Source organism: Pseudomonas knackmussii B13, from assembly GCF_000689415.1.
Lineage (GTDB): Bacteria > Pseudomonadota > Gammaproteobacteria > Pseudomonadales > Pseudomonadaceae > Pseudomonas > Pseudomonas knackmussii.
On the sequence record NZ_HG322950.1, the window covers coordinates 1,656,816 to 1,673,293 of the forward strand.

Genomic DNA, 16,478 nt, shown 5'->3' on the forward strand with positions numbered 1-16,478 from the left:
GTGCCTTGCGGGATTCGGGGTCAGGGGTGGGCGCTGCTCCTGTGTGCTTCGAGCAGGACTGCGGCCCATGGCCGATAGCGTAGCTCGAACGATGCCCGAGGGTGACAGGTACTGCCGATGGTTTCTGGTGCTGCCGGCTCTGCGCGGAAGGGCTGGCCAGGCGCGCTGGTCTGGCGGAAGGCTTCGTCGACCACGCCGATGCTGCAGGGCAGGGCGCTGGCGTAGGCCGCGCGTACCGGTGCCGGCAAGCTGCCGGTGCCGGTTCCGTCCTGCCACCAGACTTGTATGCCGAGGCCGGCGATGTCCTGCAGCCAGGCGGCATAGACCGTCGGCGCGAGCTTGCCGGCGCTGAAGGCGCTGAGCTGCAGTGGCGCATCCAGCTGGCCGGCGAAATCCTTGAGCTGGCGCTGCAGGCTCTGGCGGCGGCCGGCGTCGAGGAAGTGCAGGTCGTCCAGCTCCATGGGCATGTACCAGGCCGACAGCGGTAATTGCCAGTCGCGGCGGAGGATGCGCTGTTGGGTCAGCGAGCGGCCCAGCTGGTATTGCCAGTAGCTCTCCAGCCCGGGGCCGTCCAGCTCGCTCAGGCGTTGGTAGTAGGCCGGGTCCATGTACAGGCCGAGCACCAGCTGCAGCCCGGCTGCGTGGGCCTTTTTCAGCGACTGCGCCAGCCAGCCGTGCGGGCCGCCGAAGTCTTCGGTGCCATAGGCGCTCCATTGCACGATCAGCGTGTGTACGCCCTGTCTGGCGGTGGCTTGCCAGAGCTGTTGCCATTGTTCCGCAGAGAGCGCGGCATCGGCGTTCAGCGGCTGGTAGAACAGGCTTTCCTCGGCTCGCACTGCACTGGCGAATGTGCAGAGCAGGGCCAGGACGAACAGGAAGCGGCGCATCAGAAATTCACCTCCACACCGACCAGCCAGCCGTTGGCCTGTTCGTACAGGTTGCCGCCCAGGCCGAGCTGGTACTCGCTGCGCACCGTCACGTGCGCGCGGTAGGCGTTGTAGCGATCCTCGCCGTACCAGTACTGCCAGCGCAGGCCGACGCCGCTGCGCAGGTCCTGGCGCCAGTCGTTGCTCGGGTCTTGCGCGGAGAACTCGCCGAAGCCGTAGGGCATGAGCGTCTGTGGCGATTGCGTGGGCAGCTTCCAGGCGTGCCCCTGCTGGTAGCGCGAGACCCACTGGTGGTCGCCGGCGTGGGTCCACCACGCGGCATCGAGGTAGAGGAAGCGCTCGTCCCACTGGTCCTCGTCGACGCGCCAGTCGTTGCGGTACTTGCCCTGGTCGAGGAAGGACGCGGTGGCGCGCAGGAGGAAGTCGCTGCTGGTCTGGCCGTCGCGCTCGTGGTCGCGGATGCCTTTGTTGACCTTGTCGGGAGAGAGCAGGTCGTGCAGGTGCAGGCCGTCGAACACGCTCTCGTCCACCGAGTTCTGCTTGTACAGCTCGCTGTAGAGGTTGAGGTTGTAGTCGCCGAACGGCTTGTAGCGCAGGCCGACGCCGGTGGCAACGAAGCGGCCGTAGCGGTCGCGCTCGTCGCCGCCGACCAGGGCGCGGCCGTAGATCGACAGGCTGCTGCCGTTGCGTGTCGGTTCCTCGCCCAGGGCGTGGTCCCAGACGGCCATCTGCACGTTCTGCGCGCGGGCGCGGCGTTGCTGCCCGGTGCTGCCGTCGTCGCGGATGAAGTCGTTGGTCGAAGTGCCGGCCGGCGACCAGGTGCTGGCCAGGGTCAGGTTGTCGCGCTGGGACAGCGTCTGGTGGGCGCGGCGCTGGCGGAAGCGCCGCTCTTCCAGGCTGCCGTAGTCGTCGTCGCCGGCCACCGGGGCCTGTTCCAGGTCGATGACGCGGCGCAGCTCGCTGCGTGCGGCGGCGCTGTCTTCGGCTTCGTCGTAGCGCCAGGCGAGGGTCTCGCCCAGGCGATAGTCCTCGGGGTAGTCGCGGGTGGCGCGCTGCAGGTAGGGGATGGCCTGGCGGCGCTCCTCGGGTGTCGCTGCGCCGGCCAGGCGCATGCCGTAGTCGGCGCGATAGCGCGGGTTGTCCGGTTCGCGGCGCACCGCCTCGGCCAGCCAGGCGGTGCTCTGTGCGCTGTCGCCAGCGAGTTGAGCCGTGCCGGCGGCGGCGTAGAAGTGCGCGGCCTCGGGCTGGTTCTGCAGGGCCTGGCGCTGGCGGGCGAGGGCTTCCCGATAATCCTTGCGGCCTGCTGCGATGTTCGCGCCCAGAGCCCAGTCATCCGCGCCGCGGCGCTTGGCTTGTTGCCAATAGCGCTCGGCAGCGGCGTTGTCCTGCACGGCCAGGGCATCGCGGGCGGCGGTAAGGCGCGCGCTGTCATCCAGTTCGGCGTCGGGAACGCTGCGCCAGATGCGCAGGGCGCCGGCCGGGTCGCCAGCGGCGTCCAGCGCATAGGCCAGCGGCAGCCGTGCGGCGGAGTCGCCCTTGGCCAGGGCGCCCTGGTAGTAGACCACCGCGCTGCCCGGCTGGCCGGGCATGGCGCAGCGGCCGAGGGCGCGCAAGTCGCCCGCGGAGGTCGGACTGGCGCCGATCTGGCGCTGCACGATGTCGCAGTGACCGCCCTCGGCCAGGCGGGCGACCAACGGGCCGCGCTGGTCGGCGGGCAGGGTGGCGAGCAGCTTCTGCATGCGCGCCAGGTCGAGCGGTGCACCGGGCCGGCTGTAGAGGTCGGCCAGGCGTTGCAGCAGGGGACGCGGCAGGCGCGCCCCGTAGCGGTCGAAGGCCGGTTCGAGCAGCGCCTGGACGCGATTTGCCTGGCCGTTGCTCAGCGCCAGGTAGCTGGCCTGGTCGAGCGCCGCCAGGTTGCCGCTCTGGCGGTAGTAGCGCTCCCACAGGTCGGCGGCTTCGCCACGGCGTCCGGCGGCCTGCAGCAGCTCGGCGCGCTGGCGTAATACCGTCGGCGTCTGTGGCTGGTTGGCGAGCAGGGCCAGGGCTTCGCGGCTGCGGCCTTCGGCGCGCAAGGTGTCCACCAGGCCCTGGCGGCGTTTGCTGTCCCAGGGTTCGGGCAGGGTCGTCTGGCTCAGCAGATCGCTTGCGCCGAGGCGTTGGGCCAGCACCAGCCAGGCCTGTGGATTCTCTTGCGGAGGGCACTGGCGCAGCTGCTGCAGCGCCAGTTGCTGGTCGCGGCTGGAGAGCCAGTCCACGGTTTCCAGGCAGGGGCGTTGCAGTTCATTGCTCAGGCGTTGGGTGAGGGCGACGTCGCCGCTTTGCCGGGCCAGTTCCCAGAGCTGCTCGCGCTGCCGTGGATCGGCCTGGTCGGCGGCGGGCAGCGACTGCAGCCAGCGCTTGGCCAGTGGCTGGTCGCCGACGGCGATGGCGCGCTCGGCCATGGCCTGGCGCGCACGGTGCTCGGCGGCCGGGTTGGGCGCGCTCTGCAGTAGCTTCTCCAGCGGCGCTTCGTCGAGGCGCTGGGCGTAGGCGTTGGCCAGGCGCTGCCAGTCCTCGGCCGACAATTGGCCGCGCTCGGCCAGCGGTGCCAACTGGTCGATGGTGGTGTTCCAGTCGCGCAGTTGCTCGGCCCAGTTGGCGCGGGCTTCGCGCAGCACCCGGCCGTCCTTGCCGGGCGGCACGGTGGCCAGCCAGTCCAGCGCCGCGCGGGCGCCCTGGCGTTTGCCGAGGCTGAGGCTGTAGGCCTGCCACAGGCGCACGCGGTCGTTGCCTTCGGCCTGGGTCAGCCAGGCATTGACGGTCGCGGCGGGCGGCGGGTCCTGCTCGATCCAGGCCAGGCGCAGTTCCATCAGCGCACGGCCGTCGGTTTCGGCCTGGGCTTCGCGCTCGGCATCGGCATAGCGGCGCTGCTTGGCCAGCGCCTCGACCAGCAGCACGCGCGCTTCCTGGTTGTTCGGCACGGACTTGAGGAGGTGGCGCATCAAGTGCTCGACCTCGCTCCAGTTGTCCTTGCCGGCCTCGCGGTAGGCGCGATCCATGTACGGATAACTGCGGAATTTCTGGAAGTCGGTCAGCGGCTGGGCCGCGCAGAGCGAAGTCCCCACTGCCAGGAGCAGGGCGCCGAGGAGGGCGCTGTGATGCAGCTTCACAGGGCCTCCTTGGCGAGCAGGTAGGACTCGTGCTGTTCCTCGGCCTGCCGCCGCAAGGCGTCGTCCAGTACCGACCGGTCGATCATGCCGCGCTCCATCAGGTGCTGGCCGAGGGACTGGCGCTCGGGGTCGAAGTCGATCAGCGCCTGGTTGAACAGTGCCGAAGGCAGGATCCCGCGCACCTGGAGGAGATCGCCAAAGAGCACCTGGCGGACGCAGATCCGCTCGAGCAGGGCCTCGTCGTCCTGGTGCTTGTGCGCGACCTCGAGCACGGTGCGCGTTTGCTCGTTCAGCCGGTCGCCGCCGTACCAGTAGCGCAGGCCCAGGGTGACCCGACCCTGGGGGGCGAGGCGCCAAGTCACCGGGCGGCCGAGTTGCCGGCTGATGGCGCCGAGGGATACCTGGCTGACCTGGCGTTCGCTGGCCAGCACCAGCGTCTGGTCTTCCTCCGCCACTGGCAGCACTGCGTAGCGCATCGCCAGTAGGCGCGGAAAGGCATGAATGAGCGCAGCGTCGAGCTTGAAGGGATTCAGCGGCGCCCAGGGTTCGTCCAGCTGTTCGGCCAGGGCCTCGACCAGCTGGCGGCTGTCGATCAGGCCGCGCAGCAGCAGTTCATGGCCCAGGCGCCGGCGTATCGGGTTGGTCGCCGCGGCTTCGAGTTGCGTCTCGTCGATCAACCCCTGGGCTATCAGCTTCTGCCCGAGTGCCATGCGCTTGGGGCTGGCCAGGGCGGGGAACTCGTGGGTGGTCTTGTCCCAGGCCACGCGCCGCGAGTCGCCCATTTCCAGCACCTGGCGCAGGGCGCGCAGGTTGGCGAAGAAGTTGACGAAGTTGCTCCACATCATCCGCGGCGCCGACAGCAGGCCTTCGCCGATGCCGTAGTAGCGGGTGACGAACCAGCCGCGCTGGAACAGGCGGTTGAGCAGCATCAGGCCGTTGAGCCAGAGCAGCGTGCTGAGCAACTGGCTGTCGGCCAGCAGCGAGGGGAAGTGCCAGGCGTTGGGCGCCAGCAGGGTGATCAGCCACATGCTGATCAGCACCAGGAACAGCAGGTTGACCAGGAAGCTGAGCAGGTAGGCGATCAGGCCCCGGCGGTCGCGCCAGAGGAAGTAGTTGAGCATCCCCTTGTCGCTCCAGCCGAGGTTGCGCGTGCCCTGGAAGACGATGCCGGTGATCCACCGCGACTTCTGCCGGATGGCGTGCTCGAGGTTGCGCGGGAAGTGCTCGCGCACGCAGATCACCTGGGCGAAGCGGCGGTTCATGCCGAAGCTGAAGTGGCGCTCAAGCGCCAGGCGCGGATCGCTCACCGAGTAGCGCGCGAAGATGCATTTCATGCCCTTGCGCTTGAGGCGGAAGCCGATGTCGTAGTCCTCGGTGAGGCTCTGCACGTCGAAGGCGATGCCGTCGCCGTCCTCCAGCAGCGAGGCGATGGCCTTGCGGCTGAAGCAGGTGCCGACCCCGGCGCTGGGCACCTGGCCGGTGAGCGCTTCGCGGACGATGACGTCCTTGCCGTGGTTCTCGGCGAACTCGTCGACGTAGTGCCCGGCGGTGAAGCCCTTCCACTCCGGGGCGAAGGGGTACACCGGGATCTGGATCATGTCCTTGGCCGGCAGCAGGTAGTTGAACAGGCGCAGTTCCAGGGGCGAGATGACGTCCTCGGCGTCGTGCAGGATGAAGCCGGCGAACTGCACGCGGGCATCGGCCTCGAAGCGCAGGATGGCGTCGATGATGTTGTTCAGGCAGTCGGCCTTGCTGGTCGGCCCGGGGCGTGCGCAGACCACCTTGTGGACGTTGGGGAAGTGCAGGCAGACGGCGTCGACGTCGGCCTGGGTGTCCGGGTCGTTGGGGTAGGTGCCGACGAAGATCTGGTAGTTCTCGTAGTCCAGGGTCGAGGCCGCCAGGCGCGCCATCTCGCCGACCACGCCGACCTCGTTCCAGGCCGGCACCATGATCGCCAGCGGCTTCTCCGGGGTGGCGTAGAGGCGTTGCTCGTCGGCCGGCTCGAAGCGGCTGTAGATGCGCAGCCGGCGGATCAGGCGGCGGCCCCAGTAGACGAGGTCGATGAACAGGTCATCCAGGCCGAGCAGGAACATCAGGATGGCGAGGACGATGGCCAACCACTTCAGGGCGTACAGCACATAGGCCAGTACGTCGACCAGCAACAGACTCATCAGACCTCACTCGCCTTGTGTTCGTGCAGCCACGCGACCAGTCGGGCGCCGATGCGCTCGCTGGCGTGCCCGTCTCCATAGGGGCTGTAGACCCGGTTCATATGGGCATGGGCTTCGGCGTCGTCGAGCAGGGTCGAGGTCTCGCCGACGATGCGCTTGGTGTTGGTGCCCACCAGCATCACGGTGCCGCCTTCGAGCACCGAGGGTCGCTCGGTGACCTTGCGCAGCACCAGCAGCGGCTTGCCCAGGGCCGGCGCTTCCTCCTGGATGCCGCCGGAGTCGGTGAGGATCAGGTAGGCGCGGTCCATCAGCCAGACGAAGTGCTGGTAGTCCTGCGGGGCGATCAGGTGGATGTTCGGCTTGTCCGCCAACAGGCCGTAGACCGCCTGCTGCACCTGTGGATTGAGGTGCACCGGATAGACGAACTGCACGTCGGGATAGCGCCGCGCGAGCTCGGCCAGCGCCTCGCAGATGTGCTGGAAGCCCAGGCCGAAGTTCTCCCGCCGGTGGCCGGTGATCAGCACCAGGCGCTTGTCGGCGTCGAGGGCGGCCAGCGGCGAGTCGGCGGCCGGCTGCCACCCGCTTTCGTGCAGGTGGTCGCGCATCCACAGCAGGGCGTCGATCACGGTGTTGCCGGTGACCTCGATCTGGTCGATGGAGGTACCTTCGCGCAGCAGGTTGTCGCGGGCCTTCTTGGTCGGCGGGAAGTGCAGGTCGGCGATCACCCCGGTGAGGCGCCGGTTGGCTTCCTCCGGCCAGGGTTGCTGCAGGTTGCCGGTGCGCAGGCCGGCCTCGACATGGCCGACCGGGATCTTGCGGTAGAAGGCGGCGAGGGCGGCGATGAAGCTGGTGGTGGTATCGCCGTGGACCAGGACCATGTCCGGGTGCAAGCGCGAGAAGGCGGCGTCGAGCTTGCCGAGCATCTGCTGGGAGAGGCCGTTGAGGCTCTGGTTCTGGGTCATCACGTCCAGATCCTCGTCGGCCTTCAACTCGAAGGAGTCCAGCACTTGCTGTAGCATCTCGCGGTGCTGGCCGGTGGAGCAGATGTGCAGTTGCAGTTCCGGCATCGTCCGCAATACGCGGGCGAGCGGGGCCATCTTGATGGCTTCCGGGCGGGTGCCGAAGACCATCATCACTTTGTATGTCATGTCGATTCCATCCGTCAGGCCGGGTCCTTCCGGTCTAGTCGCAGTCGAGTAGGAAAGTTCCGAGGCAATGAAAGTCCTCGCTGCCGGGCCTGTCCAGCCAAAAGCCGGGTACCGCTGACGCAGGTCAAATTCATTGACCTTTTATTTCACGGCGAGCCTCAGCCAAGTGCTTGAATTCAAAGGATTGACGCCAGGGTGTCGGCGTTTGGGCGGGGTTGCCTTGGATACAGTCGCCACAACACGGAGTGCATGAACGGATGCTGAGCGCCGAACTCAAGGCCTTCTACATGGTTGCCCGCCTGGGCAGCATCACCCAGGCGGCGAAGAAGCTCGGCCTTAGCCAGCCGACGGTGACCACGCAGATCCGCAACCTGGAAAGCCAGTACGCGGTGGAGCTGTTCTATCGCGGCAGCCGTCGCCTGACGCTGACCGAGGAGGGCGTGCGCCTTTTGCCGATGGTCCAGGGGTTGCTGCAGCAGGAGGCGGACATCGAGTTCTACCTGCGCAACTGTGGGCAGATGCAGGGCAGCCTGCGCATCGGTGCCACTTCGCCCTACTACGTGCTGGGTCTGATCAAGGAGTTCCGCCTGCAGTACCCGCAGATCGAGGTGTCGGTGGAGATCGGCAACTCGCAGCAGGTGCTGGAATCCCTCTACGAATGCCGCGTCGACCTGGCCGCCTCGTCGCAGCCGGTGGACGACGCCCGGCTGGTCCACCTGGTGCTCGGCCGCGATCCGCTGGTGCTGGCGGTCCATCGCAGCCACTCGCTGGCAACGCAACGCGCGGTGGCACTCGGCGAGCTGCGCAACCACTGCCTGCTGATGCGCGAGGCGGGATCGACCACCCGCGAGCTGACCGAGAACCTGCTGCACGAAGCGGGCGTGACGCCGGCGTCGATGCTGGAGATCGGCAGCCGCGAGTCCATCCGCGAGGCGGTGATCCGCAACCTCGGCGTGAGCATCATCGCCCGCCAGGAAGTGCCGGATAACCCGGAGCTGCGCGTGCTGGAGCTGCAAGGCGCGCCGCTGATCACCGAATACCTGTTCTGCCTCAAGGAGCGCCGCCAGGCGCGCTTGACCAGCGCCTTCCTCAGCCTGGCGCGGGAGCGGGCGGAAGGGCTGGAGTAACGCCGAGGCCCGGACCTCGCACTCTTTGTAGGAGCGGACCTTGTCCGCGAACGGCTTGTCCCGGATGCGCCGGTATACCGGTGTGCTTCCATTCCCTCTCCCCAACCCTCTCCCGCAAGCGGGAGAGGGGGCTGATCGACGCTTCCCTGTAGGCGCGGAGTCATCCGCGAAATTCCCCGCACCGAGTCCCACCTGTAGGAGCGCGCCATGCGCGCGATTCGCGGCCATGGGCCGCTCCTACAGGTGAGCACCGTGCTGTGCCGTGACGTTCGCCAGCCACGAAAATCGCCGTGCCCGCATCCCAAATCTGCCAATACATCTATTGGCTCAGTTTTCGCCATCGCAACAGTGCGGTCGCATTCGCTCCCTAGCATGACCCCTCATCGAGTCGCGCGGCCCGTCGCCGTCGGCCAGTTCCATGAGGTCCCGCCATGCACCATTCCCTCTCCACCGGTACCCCGCTGCGGGTGCAGGACATGCACAAGCGCTTCGGCCAGTTCGCCGCCCTCGACGGCGTGTCGCTGGACGTGAAGGGTGGCGAACTGGTCTGCCTGCTCGGCCCCTCGGGCTGCGGCAAGACCACGCTGCTGCGCTGCATCGCCGGGCTGGAGCGGCAGGATGGCGGCGTCATCCACATCGGTTCGCGCGATGTCTCGCGCTTGCCGCCGCAGGCTCGCGACTACGGCATCCTGTTCCAGTCCTATGCGCTGTTCCCGAACCTCACCGTCGAGCAGAACGTCGCCTACGGCCTGACCGGCGCGAGCCGCGAAGAGGCGCGTCGCCGCGTCGGCGAGATGCTCGAGCTGGTCGGCCTGGCCGGCAGCGAGAAGAAGTACCCCGGCCAGCTTTCCGGCGGCCAGCAACAGCGCGTGGCCATGGCCCGCGCACTGGCGCCTTCGCCGTCGCTGCTGCTGCTCGACGAGCCGATGTCGGCCCTCGACGCCCGCGTCCGTGAGCACCTGTGCGGTGAGCTGCGCCAGCTGCAGAAGCGCTTGGGCATCACCACGCTGATGGTCACCCACAACCAGGACGAGGCCATGCTGATGGCCGACCGCATCGCCGTGATGAACCACGGCAAGGTCGAGCAGTACGGCACTGCCCAGGAAATCTACAGCGCACCGGCCACGCCCTTCGTCGCCGAGTTCGTCGGCCAGGGCAACTGGCTGCCCTTCGAGCGCGGCGCCGACGGCCATGCGCGGGTTGGCGGGCTGAGCCTGCGCCTGCACGGCGAGCGCGCGGCTATCGCCCACGGGCGGATCTTCTGCCGTCCGGAAGCCATCGGCGTGAACCCCACGGTGCACGAGGAGAACCTGTTCCGCGCCCAGGTGCGCGAGATCACCTTCCTCGGCAACCGCTGCCGCATGAGCTTCGAGCTGAACGAACTGCCCGGCCACGCCCTGCTGGCGGAGCTGGCGCCCGAGCGCATGCCGCACCTGGCCAGCCCGGACATCTGGGTGTCGCTGCCGCCGCACAGCCTGCAGGTGTTCGCTTGAGATGGATGCGGTGATGAAACACGAGCAGACCCTGGCCGCCGAGCGTGCGCCCAGCGACCTCGGCGACCGCCTGTTCATCCTCGGCGGCAAGCTGCTGTTGCTCGCGCTGCTGTCCCTGGCGGTGCTGCTGCCGCTGCTGGCGATCTTCTGGCGTGGCTTCAGCGGCACAGCGCAACAGGGCGCGGGCATTGCAGCCATGGCCGAACTGCTGCGCAGCGCCAACTTCCATTGGCTGCTGGGCAACAGCCTCAAGGTCTCGCTGAGCGTGGCCGCCATCGTGGTGCCGACTGCCTATGTCTTCGCCTATGCGCTGCAACGCACGCTGATTCCGGCCAAGGGCCTGTGGCGGGGGATTTCCCTGCTGCCGCTGCTGGCGCCGTCGATGCTGCCGGGCATCGCGCTGATCTACCTGTTCGGCAACCAGGGCCTGCTGCGCAGCTGGGTGCCGGACAACATCTACGGCTTCTGGGGCATCGTCCTCGGCGAGGCCATCTACACCTTCCCGCATGCGCTGATGATCCTGCTCTCGGCGCTGTCGCTGGCCGATGCGCGCTTGTTCGACGCTGCGTCGAGCATGGGCGCCAGCCCCTGGAAGGCATTCCGCAGCATCACCTGGCCGGCTTCGCGGCAGGGCGTGTTCGCTGCCTTCTGCCTGGTCTTCACCCTGACCATCACCGACTTCGGCGTGCCCGTGGTGGTCGGTGGCGACTACCAGGTACTGGCCCTGGAAGCCTATAAGGCGGTGGTTGGCCAACAGCAGTTCGGCCGCGGCGCGCAGATCGGCATGCTCCTGCTGCTGCCGGCGATCTTCAGCTTCGCCGTGGACGCCTGGCTGCGTCGCCGCCAGGGCGACTCGATGAGCGGCCGCGCCCAGGTCTACCAGCCCAAGCCCTCGACCGGTCGCGACCTGGCCTACCTCGGCGTGGTGCTGGCGGTCAGCGCGGTGATCCTGACGGTGCTGGGCATGGCCGTGTACTCCTCGCTGGTGAAGTTCTGGCCGTACAACCTGTCGCTGTCGCTCAAGCACTATGCCTTCGAGGAGACCGCTGGCGGCGGCTGGCTGGCCTACCGCAACAGCCTGACGCTGGCGACCTGCACCGCGCTGTTCGGTGGCGCGCTGATCTTCACCGGCGCCTACCTGCTGGAGAAGACCCGCGAGCAGGCCTGGCTGAACCAGCTGCTGCGCATGCTCTGCTTCGTGCCGATGGCGGTGCCGGGCCTCGTGCTGGGCCTGGGCTACGTGTTCTTCTTCAACCTGCCGGGCAACCCGCTGCACATCTTCTACGGCAGCATGACCCTGCTGGTGGTCTGCACCATCGCGCACTACCTGACCACCGCGCAGATGACCGCGACCACCGCGCTGCGCCAGCTCGACGGCGAGTTCGAGGCCGCCGCGCTGTCGCTGAAGATGCCGCTGTGGCGCCACTACCTGAAGGTGACCCTGCCGATCTGCCTGCCGGCGCTGCTGGACATCGTCCGCTACCTGTTCGTCGCGGCCATGACCACGGTTTCGGCGGCGATCTTCCTCTACAGCCCGGACAGCATCCTCGCCGCGGTGGCGGTGCTGAACATGGACGACTCCGGCAACGTCGGCGGCGCCGCCGCCATGTCCACCCTGATCCTGCTTACTTCGGCCGCCGCCTCGCTGCTGCTGGCCCTGGCCTCGCGCGGCCTGTTGCGCCGCTCGCAGGCCTGGCGCCAGCCCGGCCACTGATTTCCCTGTTGTTGCACTGACCGTCGTCCCTGCGAAAGCACCCGTTGTCCCCGCGAACGCACCCGTCATCCCCGCGAACGCGGGGACCCAGTAAATAAAAGGAGCGCACCATGTTCAAACGTCTCGCCCTCGCCACTGCCGTACTCGCCGGTACCAGCCTGCACGCCAGCGCCGCCACCGAACTGACCGTCTACACCGCGCTCGAGCCGGAACAACTGACCGCCTACAAGCAGGCCTTCGAGAAGCAGAACCCGGACGTCGAGATCAAGTGGGTGCGCGACTCCACCGGCATCGTCACCGCCAAGCTGCTGGCCGAGAAGGATCGTCCGCAGGCCGACGCGGTCTGGGGCCTGGCCGCTTCCAGCCTGGCGATCCTCGACCAGCAGGGCATGCTCGACAAATACGCGCCCAAGACCCTTGCTGCGATCGGCCCGAACTACCGTGACCCGGCCAATCCGCCGGCGTGGGTGGGCATGGACGTGTGGGCCGCGACCATCTGCTTCAACACCGCCGAGGCCGAGAAACAGGGCCTGCCCAAGCCGACCAGCTGGCAGGACCTGACCAAGCCGGAATACAAGGGCAAGATCGTCATGCCGAACCCGGCTTCCTCGGGCACCGGCTTCCTCGACGTCTCCGCCTGGCTGCAGACCTTCGGCGAGAAGAACGGCTGGGGCTACATGGACAAGCTGCACGAGAATATCGGCCAGTACGTCCACTCCGGTTCCAAGCCGTGCAAGCTGGCCGCCGCCGGCGAGTTCCCGATCGGCATCTCCTTCGAGTACCCGGCCATCCAGCTCAAGCGCCAGGGCGCGCCGCTGGACATCATCCTGCCGAAGGAAGGCCTGGGCTGGGAGATCGAGGCCACCGGCATCATCAAGGGCACTCCGCACCTGGACGCGGCGAAGAAACTTGCCGACTTCTCCGCCAGCCCCGCGGCCATGGACCTGTACAAGGAAAACTTCGCCGTGCTGGCCCAGCCGGGCATCGCCAAGCCGCAGGCCGAGCTGCCGGCGGACTACGAGCAGCACCTGATCAAGAACGACTTCGCCTGGGCCTCGAAGAACCGCGACAACATCCTCAACGAATGGCGCAAGCGCTACGACGGCAAGTCGGAGAAGGTCGCCCAGCAGTAACCCCGCGTTCGCCCATGACCGGCCCCTCGCCGACGGCGGGGGGATTTGTCGGCAGGACGGTGCGCTAGCGCCGCCCACCCCTCGCCAGCGGCGGGCGGGCCGGTCCGGGCCTTTTTCGCTTGCAAGGATTTCCCGCCATGAATCACCCGCACAGCGACGTCGCCATCGTCGGCGCCGGCATCCTCGGTCTTTCCCATGCCTATGCCGCGGCCCGTCGCGGCTTGCGTGTTTCCGTCTTCGAACGCAGCGCCACGCCGCTGGGCGCCTCGGTGCGCAACTTCGGCCAGGCGCTGGTCGGTGGCCAGCCGCCGGGCCCGATGCTGGAGCTGGCGCGGGCCAGCCGGCCGCTGTGGGCCGAATGGGCCGAGCGCGCCGGTTTTTCCATCCGCCGTAACGGTTCGCTGCTGTTCGCCCGTACCGAAGCCGAGGAAGCGCTGCTGGAAGCCTTCATCGCCGGCCGCGCGAAGACCCACGGCTACCGCGCCGAACTGCTGCGCGGCGCCGCGCTGGATGAGCTCTATGACGGCGCCTTCAGCAAGCACCGCGCAGCCCTGCACAGCCTCGACGACCAGCAGCTGTATTCCCGCGAGGCGCTGCCCGCGCTGATCGACTGGCTGCGTCGCGAGCACGACGTGCAGTTCCATTTCTCCACGCTGGTTCGCGACATCGAACCGGGCGTGTTGCGCACCACTGCCGGCGAATTCCGCGCCGGGCACATCGTGGTTTGCTCGGGCCACGACTACCAGACGCTGCTGGCCGAGCAGATGGCCGTGCTCAAGCCTCAGGTCTGCCGCTTGCAGATGCTGCGCGCCCGCGCCGAGCGCGACATCGGCCTGGGCCACGCGGTACTCACCGGCCTGAGCTGCGTGCATTACGGCGCCTTCGCCGAGCTGCCGGAGGCCGAGGCTATTCGCCAGCAGATCCTGCGCGAGGCGCCGGAGCTGGACACCTACGGCATTCACCTGCTGATCAGCCCGACGCCGCACGGCGAGCTGATCATCGGCGATTCCCACGATTACGGCAGCGATGCCTCGCCGTTCAACGCCGAAGCGGTGGACCGCCTGATGCTCGAACTGGCCGAGGACACCCTGGGCATGCGCGTCGAGGTGCTCGAACGCTGGCAGGGCGTGTACGGCGCACGCGGGCCGGCGCCGTTCTCGCAGCTGGCGATCGAGCCGGGGATCAGCGCGGTGCTGATGCACACCGGCGTCGGCATGAGCGTGGGCCCGGCGCTGGGCGAACGAACCATCGCCGGGCTGTTCGGCTAAGGCCGCTGTCATCGCCCTGTCACCGGACAGTCATGCCGATCTGTTAAGCAGGAAGGCCGCCGGCCCGGCCCAGGGCGATGCCACTTTCAGCGAGCGCGCATGAACCAACGCTTTGCCCAGGACCCCTGGGATTCCGACCTGTTCGGGTTGCTCTACGGTTACCGCTTCCGCCCCGGCGAGCGCGGCCAGGAGCTGGACTCCAATGCCGCGCTGCGCTGGCTGGCGGCGCCGGGGGAGGGCGAGGAATTCGTCTGGTTGCACCTGAACCTCGCCCATGTCGCCTGCGAGCGCTGGATGAAGTCGAACCTGGACCTGCCGGATACCTTTTTCGAAACCCTGCGCGAAGGCTCGCGCTCGACACGCATCGAGCACGTCGACGGGGCGCTGCTCGCGGTAGTCAACGACGTGGTGTTCAACTTTGGCAGCGTCTCGTCGGACGTGGCGACACTCTGGGTCTGCGCGCGTAGCCGTCTGCTGATCACCGCGCGCATGCAGCCGCTGCGCTCGGTGGATCGCCTGCGTTCCTCGGTGCGCCATGGCGAAAGCTTTGGCTCGCCGGTGGAGCTGCTGGTGCATCTGCTGCGCGACCAGGGCGACATCCTTACCCAGATCGTCCGCGAGACCACTGTCGGCGTAGACAACATCGAGGACCGCCTGCTGTCGCAGAACCTCTCCGACAACCGCGCCGACCTAGGCGCCATGCGTCGCGTGCTGGTGCGCCTGCAACGCCTGCTGGCGCTGGAGCCGAGCTCGCTGCTGCGCCTGCTGAACCGGCCGCCACGCTGGCTGAAGGAGGCTGACGTACTCGACCTGCGCGAGGCCACCGAGGAGTTCTCCCTGGTGATCAACGACCTCACCGCGCTGGGCGAACGCATCAAGCTGCTGCAGGAAGAGATCGCCGCGCAGATCAACGAGCAGAGCAACCGCACCCTGTTCACCCTCACGGTGGTCACGGTGCTGGCGCTGCCGATCAACATAGTCGCCGGCTTTTTTGGCATGAACGTCGGTGGCATCCCGCTGGCCAGCGATCCGCACGGTTTCTGGGTGCTGGTGATGCTGGTGGCGAGCTTCACCCTGCTGGCCTGGCGCTGGGCCTTCCGCAAGCGCGACGACGCCTGACCGGCGCTCGATCCGTCACCGGCCTGACATCGGGTTCTACTAGGCTGAAAGTAAGAAATTTCCTACTTGCGAGGTGCCGCCATGACCTTGATCGATGAAAGCCTGATGCACCGCATCCACAGCGAATTGCTCGACCAGAGCGACGAAGAGCTGGAGCTGGAGCTGCTGGAAGACATGCGCAGCCTCGACGCGCTGTTCGATGAGCACATTCCCGACGACGATGAGGAAAAGAACGCCCGGCGCCGCTACTTCCGCGAGCTGTTCCGCCTGCAAGGCGAGCTGGTGAAGCTGCAGAGCTGGGTGGTGAAGAGCGGGCACAAGGTGGTGATTCTTTTCGAAGGCCGCGACGCGGCGGGCAAGGGGGGTGTGATCAAGCGCATCACCCAGCGCCTCAACCCGCGCGTGTGCCGGGTCGCCGCGCTGCCCGCGCCGAACGACCGCGAACAGACCCAGTGGTACTTCCAGCGCTACGTCTCGCACCTGCCGGCGGCGGGGGAGATCGTGCTGTTCGACCGCAGCTGGTACAACCGCGCCGGGGTCGAGCGGGTGATGGGCTTTTGCAGCGACGAGCAGTACGAGGAGTTCTTCCGCAGCGTGCCGGAGTTCGAGCGCATGCTGGCGCGTTCGGGCATCCAGCTGATCAAGTACTGGGTTCTCGATCAGCGACGACGAGCAGCACCTGCGCTTCCTCAGCCGCATCCACGACCCGCTCAAGCAGTGGAAGCTCAGCCCCATGGACCTGGAGTCGCGGCGGCGCTGGGAGGCCTACACCAAGGCCAAGGAAATCATGCTCGAACGCACCCACATCAAGGAGGCGCCCTGGTGGGTGGTGCAGGCCGACGACAAGAAGCGCGCGCGGCTGAACTGCATCCACCACCTGCTCGGGCAGATTCCCTACGAGGACATCGAGCACCCGGCGGTGCAGCTGCCGGCACGGCAGCGCAACAAGGACTACGTGCGCATCCCGACGCCGAAGCAAATGATGGTGCCGGAGGTTTATTGATTGCGGTCCGCGCTCGTCGATTACGGGCACGGTGCTTTTCGTAGGAGCGAGCTTGCTCGCGAACAGGCCTGCGACGGCGTGGCCGGTAAGAGGTTCGCGAGCAAGCTCGCTCCTACATTTAGAGGCGTCCGGATCAGCCGTGGTAATGGCGATTAGCGCGGTGTAGCGGCGTACAACCGCGAACGGTTGTACGCCCTACGCCAACTCCCGGGACATGAATTGTCACACTCGCCGCGCATGCTGGCGCGGTCATCTCCCGCAAGCAG

At 67.6% G+C, this 16,478-nt stretch carries 10 protein-coding genes and 1 pseudogene; 7 read left to right on the forward strand and 4 right to left on the reverse strand.

The features are described 5' to 3' along the window. Positions 1 to 20: 20 nt before the first annotated feature. Genes PKB_RS07965 through wecB form a run of 4 tightly spaced genes read right to left on the reverse strand, consistent with a single transcriptional unit; the run spans position 21 to position 7,355 of the window. Positions 21 to 887 carry a DUF4434 family protein gene (locus PKB_RS07965; protein WP_043250584.1) on the reverse strand — a complete coding sequence of 289 codons (867 nt, stop codon included), beginning with the start codon at positions 885 to 887 and terminating at the stop codon, positions 21 to 23. Next, positions 887 to 4,036 carry an NfrA family protein gene (locus tag PKB_RS07970; RefSeq protein WP_043250587.1) on the reverse strand — a complete coding sequence of 1,050 codons (3,150 nt, stop codon included), beginning with the start codon at positions 4,034 to 4,036 and terminating at the stop codon, positions 887 to 889. The genes PKB_RS07965 and PKB_RS07970 overlap by 1 nt, the downstream gene beginning before the upstream one ends. Continuing rightward, entirely contained in the window at positions 4,033 to 6,207 is a 2,175-nt protein-coding gene (nfrB, locus tag PKB_RS07975) for a cyclic di-3',5'-guanylate-activated glycosyltransferase NfrB (RefSeq protein WP_043250589.1), read from the reverse strand. Before nfrB ends, PKB_RS07970 begins: the two co-directional genes overlap by 4 nt. Then, positions 6,207 to 7,355: a non-hydrolyzing UDP-N-acetylglucosamine 2-epimerase gene (gene wecB / locus PKB_RS07980; RefSeq protein WP_043250590.1), complete on the reverse strand. Its 1,149-nt coding sequence runs from the start codon at positions 7,353 to 7,355 to the stop codon at positions 6,207 to 6,209. The genes nfrB and wecB overlap by 1 nt, the downstream gene beginning before the upstream one ends. Positions 7,356 to 7,612: 257 nt before the next feature. On the opposite strand from wecB, the gene PKB_RS07985 reads away from it, so the two are divergent. The 7 genes and pseudogenes from PKB_RS07985 to ppk2 all read left to right on the forward strand — a co-directional run bounded on the left by PKB_RS07985 (position 7,613) and on the right by ppk2 (position 16,212). After that, a complete protein-coding gene (locus tag PKB_RS07985) occupies positions 7,613 to 8,482 on the forward strand; it encodes a LysR substrate-binding domain-containing protein (RefSeq protein WP_043250591.1) in 870 nt (289 codons plus the stop codon). A 431-nt stretch (positions 8,483 to 8,913) separates the two neighbouring features. Then, complete coding sequence (locus tag PKB_RS07990) at positions 8,914 to 9,975, forward strand: putative 2-aminoethylphosphonate ABC transporter ATP-binding protein (RefSeq protein ID WP_043250592.1); 1,062 nt, start codon at positions 8,914 to 8,916, stop codon at positions 9,973 to 9,975. A 1-nt stretch (position 9,976) separates the two neighbouring features. Continuing rightward, positions 9,977 to 11,689: a putative 2-aminoethylphosphonate ABC transporter permease subunit gene (locus PKB_RS07995; protein ID WP_043250593.1), complete on the forward strand. Its 1,713-nt coding sequence runs from the start codon at positions 9,977 to 9,979 to the stop codon at positions 11,687 to 11,689. Positions 11,690 to 11,799: 110 nt separating this feature from the next. After that, the gene (locus PKB_RS08000) at positions 11,800 to 12,822 is read left to right on the forward strand and encodes a putative 2-aminoethylphosphonate ABC transporter substrate-binding protein (protein WP_043250594.1); all 1,023 of its coding nucleotides are present in this window, start codon (positions 11,800 to 11,802) and stop codon (positions 12,820 to 12,822) included. A gap of 137 nt (positions 12,823 to 12,959) precedes the next feature. Further along, entirely contained in the window at positions 12,960 to 14,090 is a 1,131-nt protein-coding gene (locus tag PKB_RS08005; RefSeq protein WP_043250595.1) for a TIGR03364 family FAD-dependent oxidoreductase, read from the forward strand. Positions 14,091 to 14,189: 99 nt separating this feature from the next. Further along, entirely contained in the window at positions 14,190 to 15,209 is a 1,020-nt protein-coding gene (locus PKB_RS08010; protein ID WP_043250596.1) for a transporter, read from the forward strand. Between the two features lie 105 nt (positions 15,210 to 15,314). After that, a pseudogene (ppk2, locus tag PKB_RS08015) lies at positions 15,315 to 16,212 on the forward strand (polyphosphate kinase 2). Positions 16,213 to 16,478 lie beyond the last annotated feature (266 nt).

What these genes read in the sequence shown, in the direction of transcription:
- PKB_RS07965 (WP_043250584.1), bottom strand. Translation starts at nt 887, where the DNA reads ATGCGCCGCTTCCTGTTCGTCCTGGCCCTGCTCTGCACATTCGCCAGT.
- PKB_RS08005 (WP_043250595.1), top strand. Translation starts at nt 12,960, where the DNA reads ATGAATCACCCGCACAGCGACGTCGCCATCGTCGGCGCCGGCATCCTC.
- PKB_RS08010 (WP_043250596.1), top strand. Translation starts at nt 14,190, where the DNA reads ATGAACCAACGCTTTGCCCAGGACCCCTGGGATTCCGACCTGTTCGGG.
- PKB_RS07990 (WP_043250592.1), top strand. Translation starts at nt 8,914, where the DNA reads ATGCACCATTCCCTCTCCACCGGTACCCCGCTGCGGGTGCAGGACATG.
- PKB_RS07985 (WP_043250591.1), top strand. Translation starts at nt 7,613, where the DNA reads ATGCTGAGCGCCGAACTCAAGGCCTTCTACATGGTTGCCCGCCTGGGC.
- PKB_RS08000 (WP_043250594.1), top strand. Translation starts at nt 11,800, where the DNA reads ATGTTCAAACGTCTCGCCCTCGCCACTGCCGTACTCGCCGGTACCAGC.
- wecB (WP_043250590.1), bottom strand. Translation starts at nt 7,355, where the DNA reads ATGACATACAAAGTGATGATGGTCTTCGGCACCCGCCCGGAAGCCATC.
- PKB_RS07995 (WP_043250593.1), top strand. Translation starts at nt 9,977, where the DNA reads ATGGATGCGGTGATGAAACACGAGCAGACCCTGGCCGCCGAGCGTGCG.
- nfrB (WP_043250589.1), bottom strand. Translation starts at nt 6,207, where the DNA reads ATGAGTCTGTTGCTGGTCGACGTACTGGCCTATGTGCTGTACGCCCTG.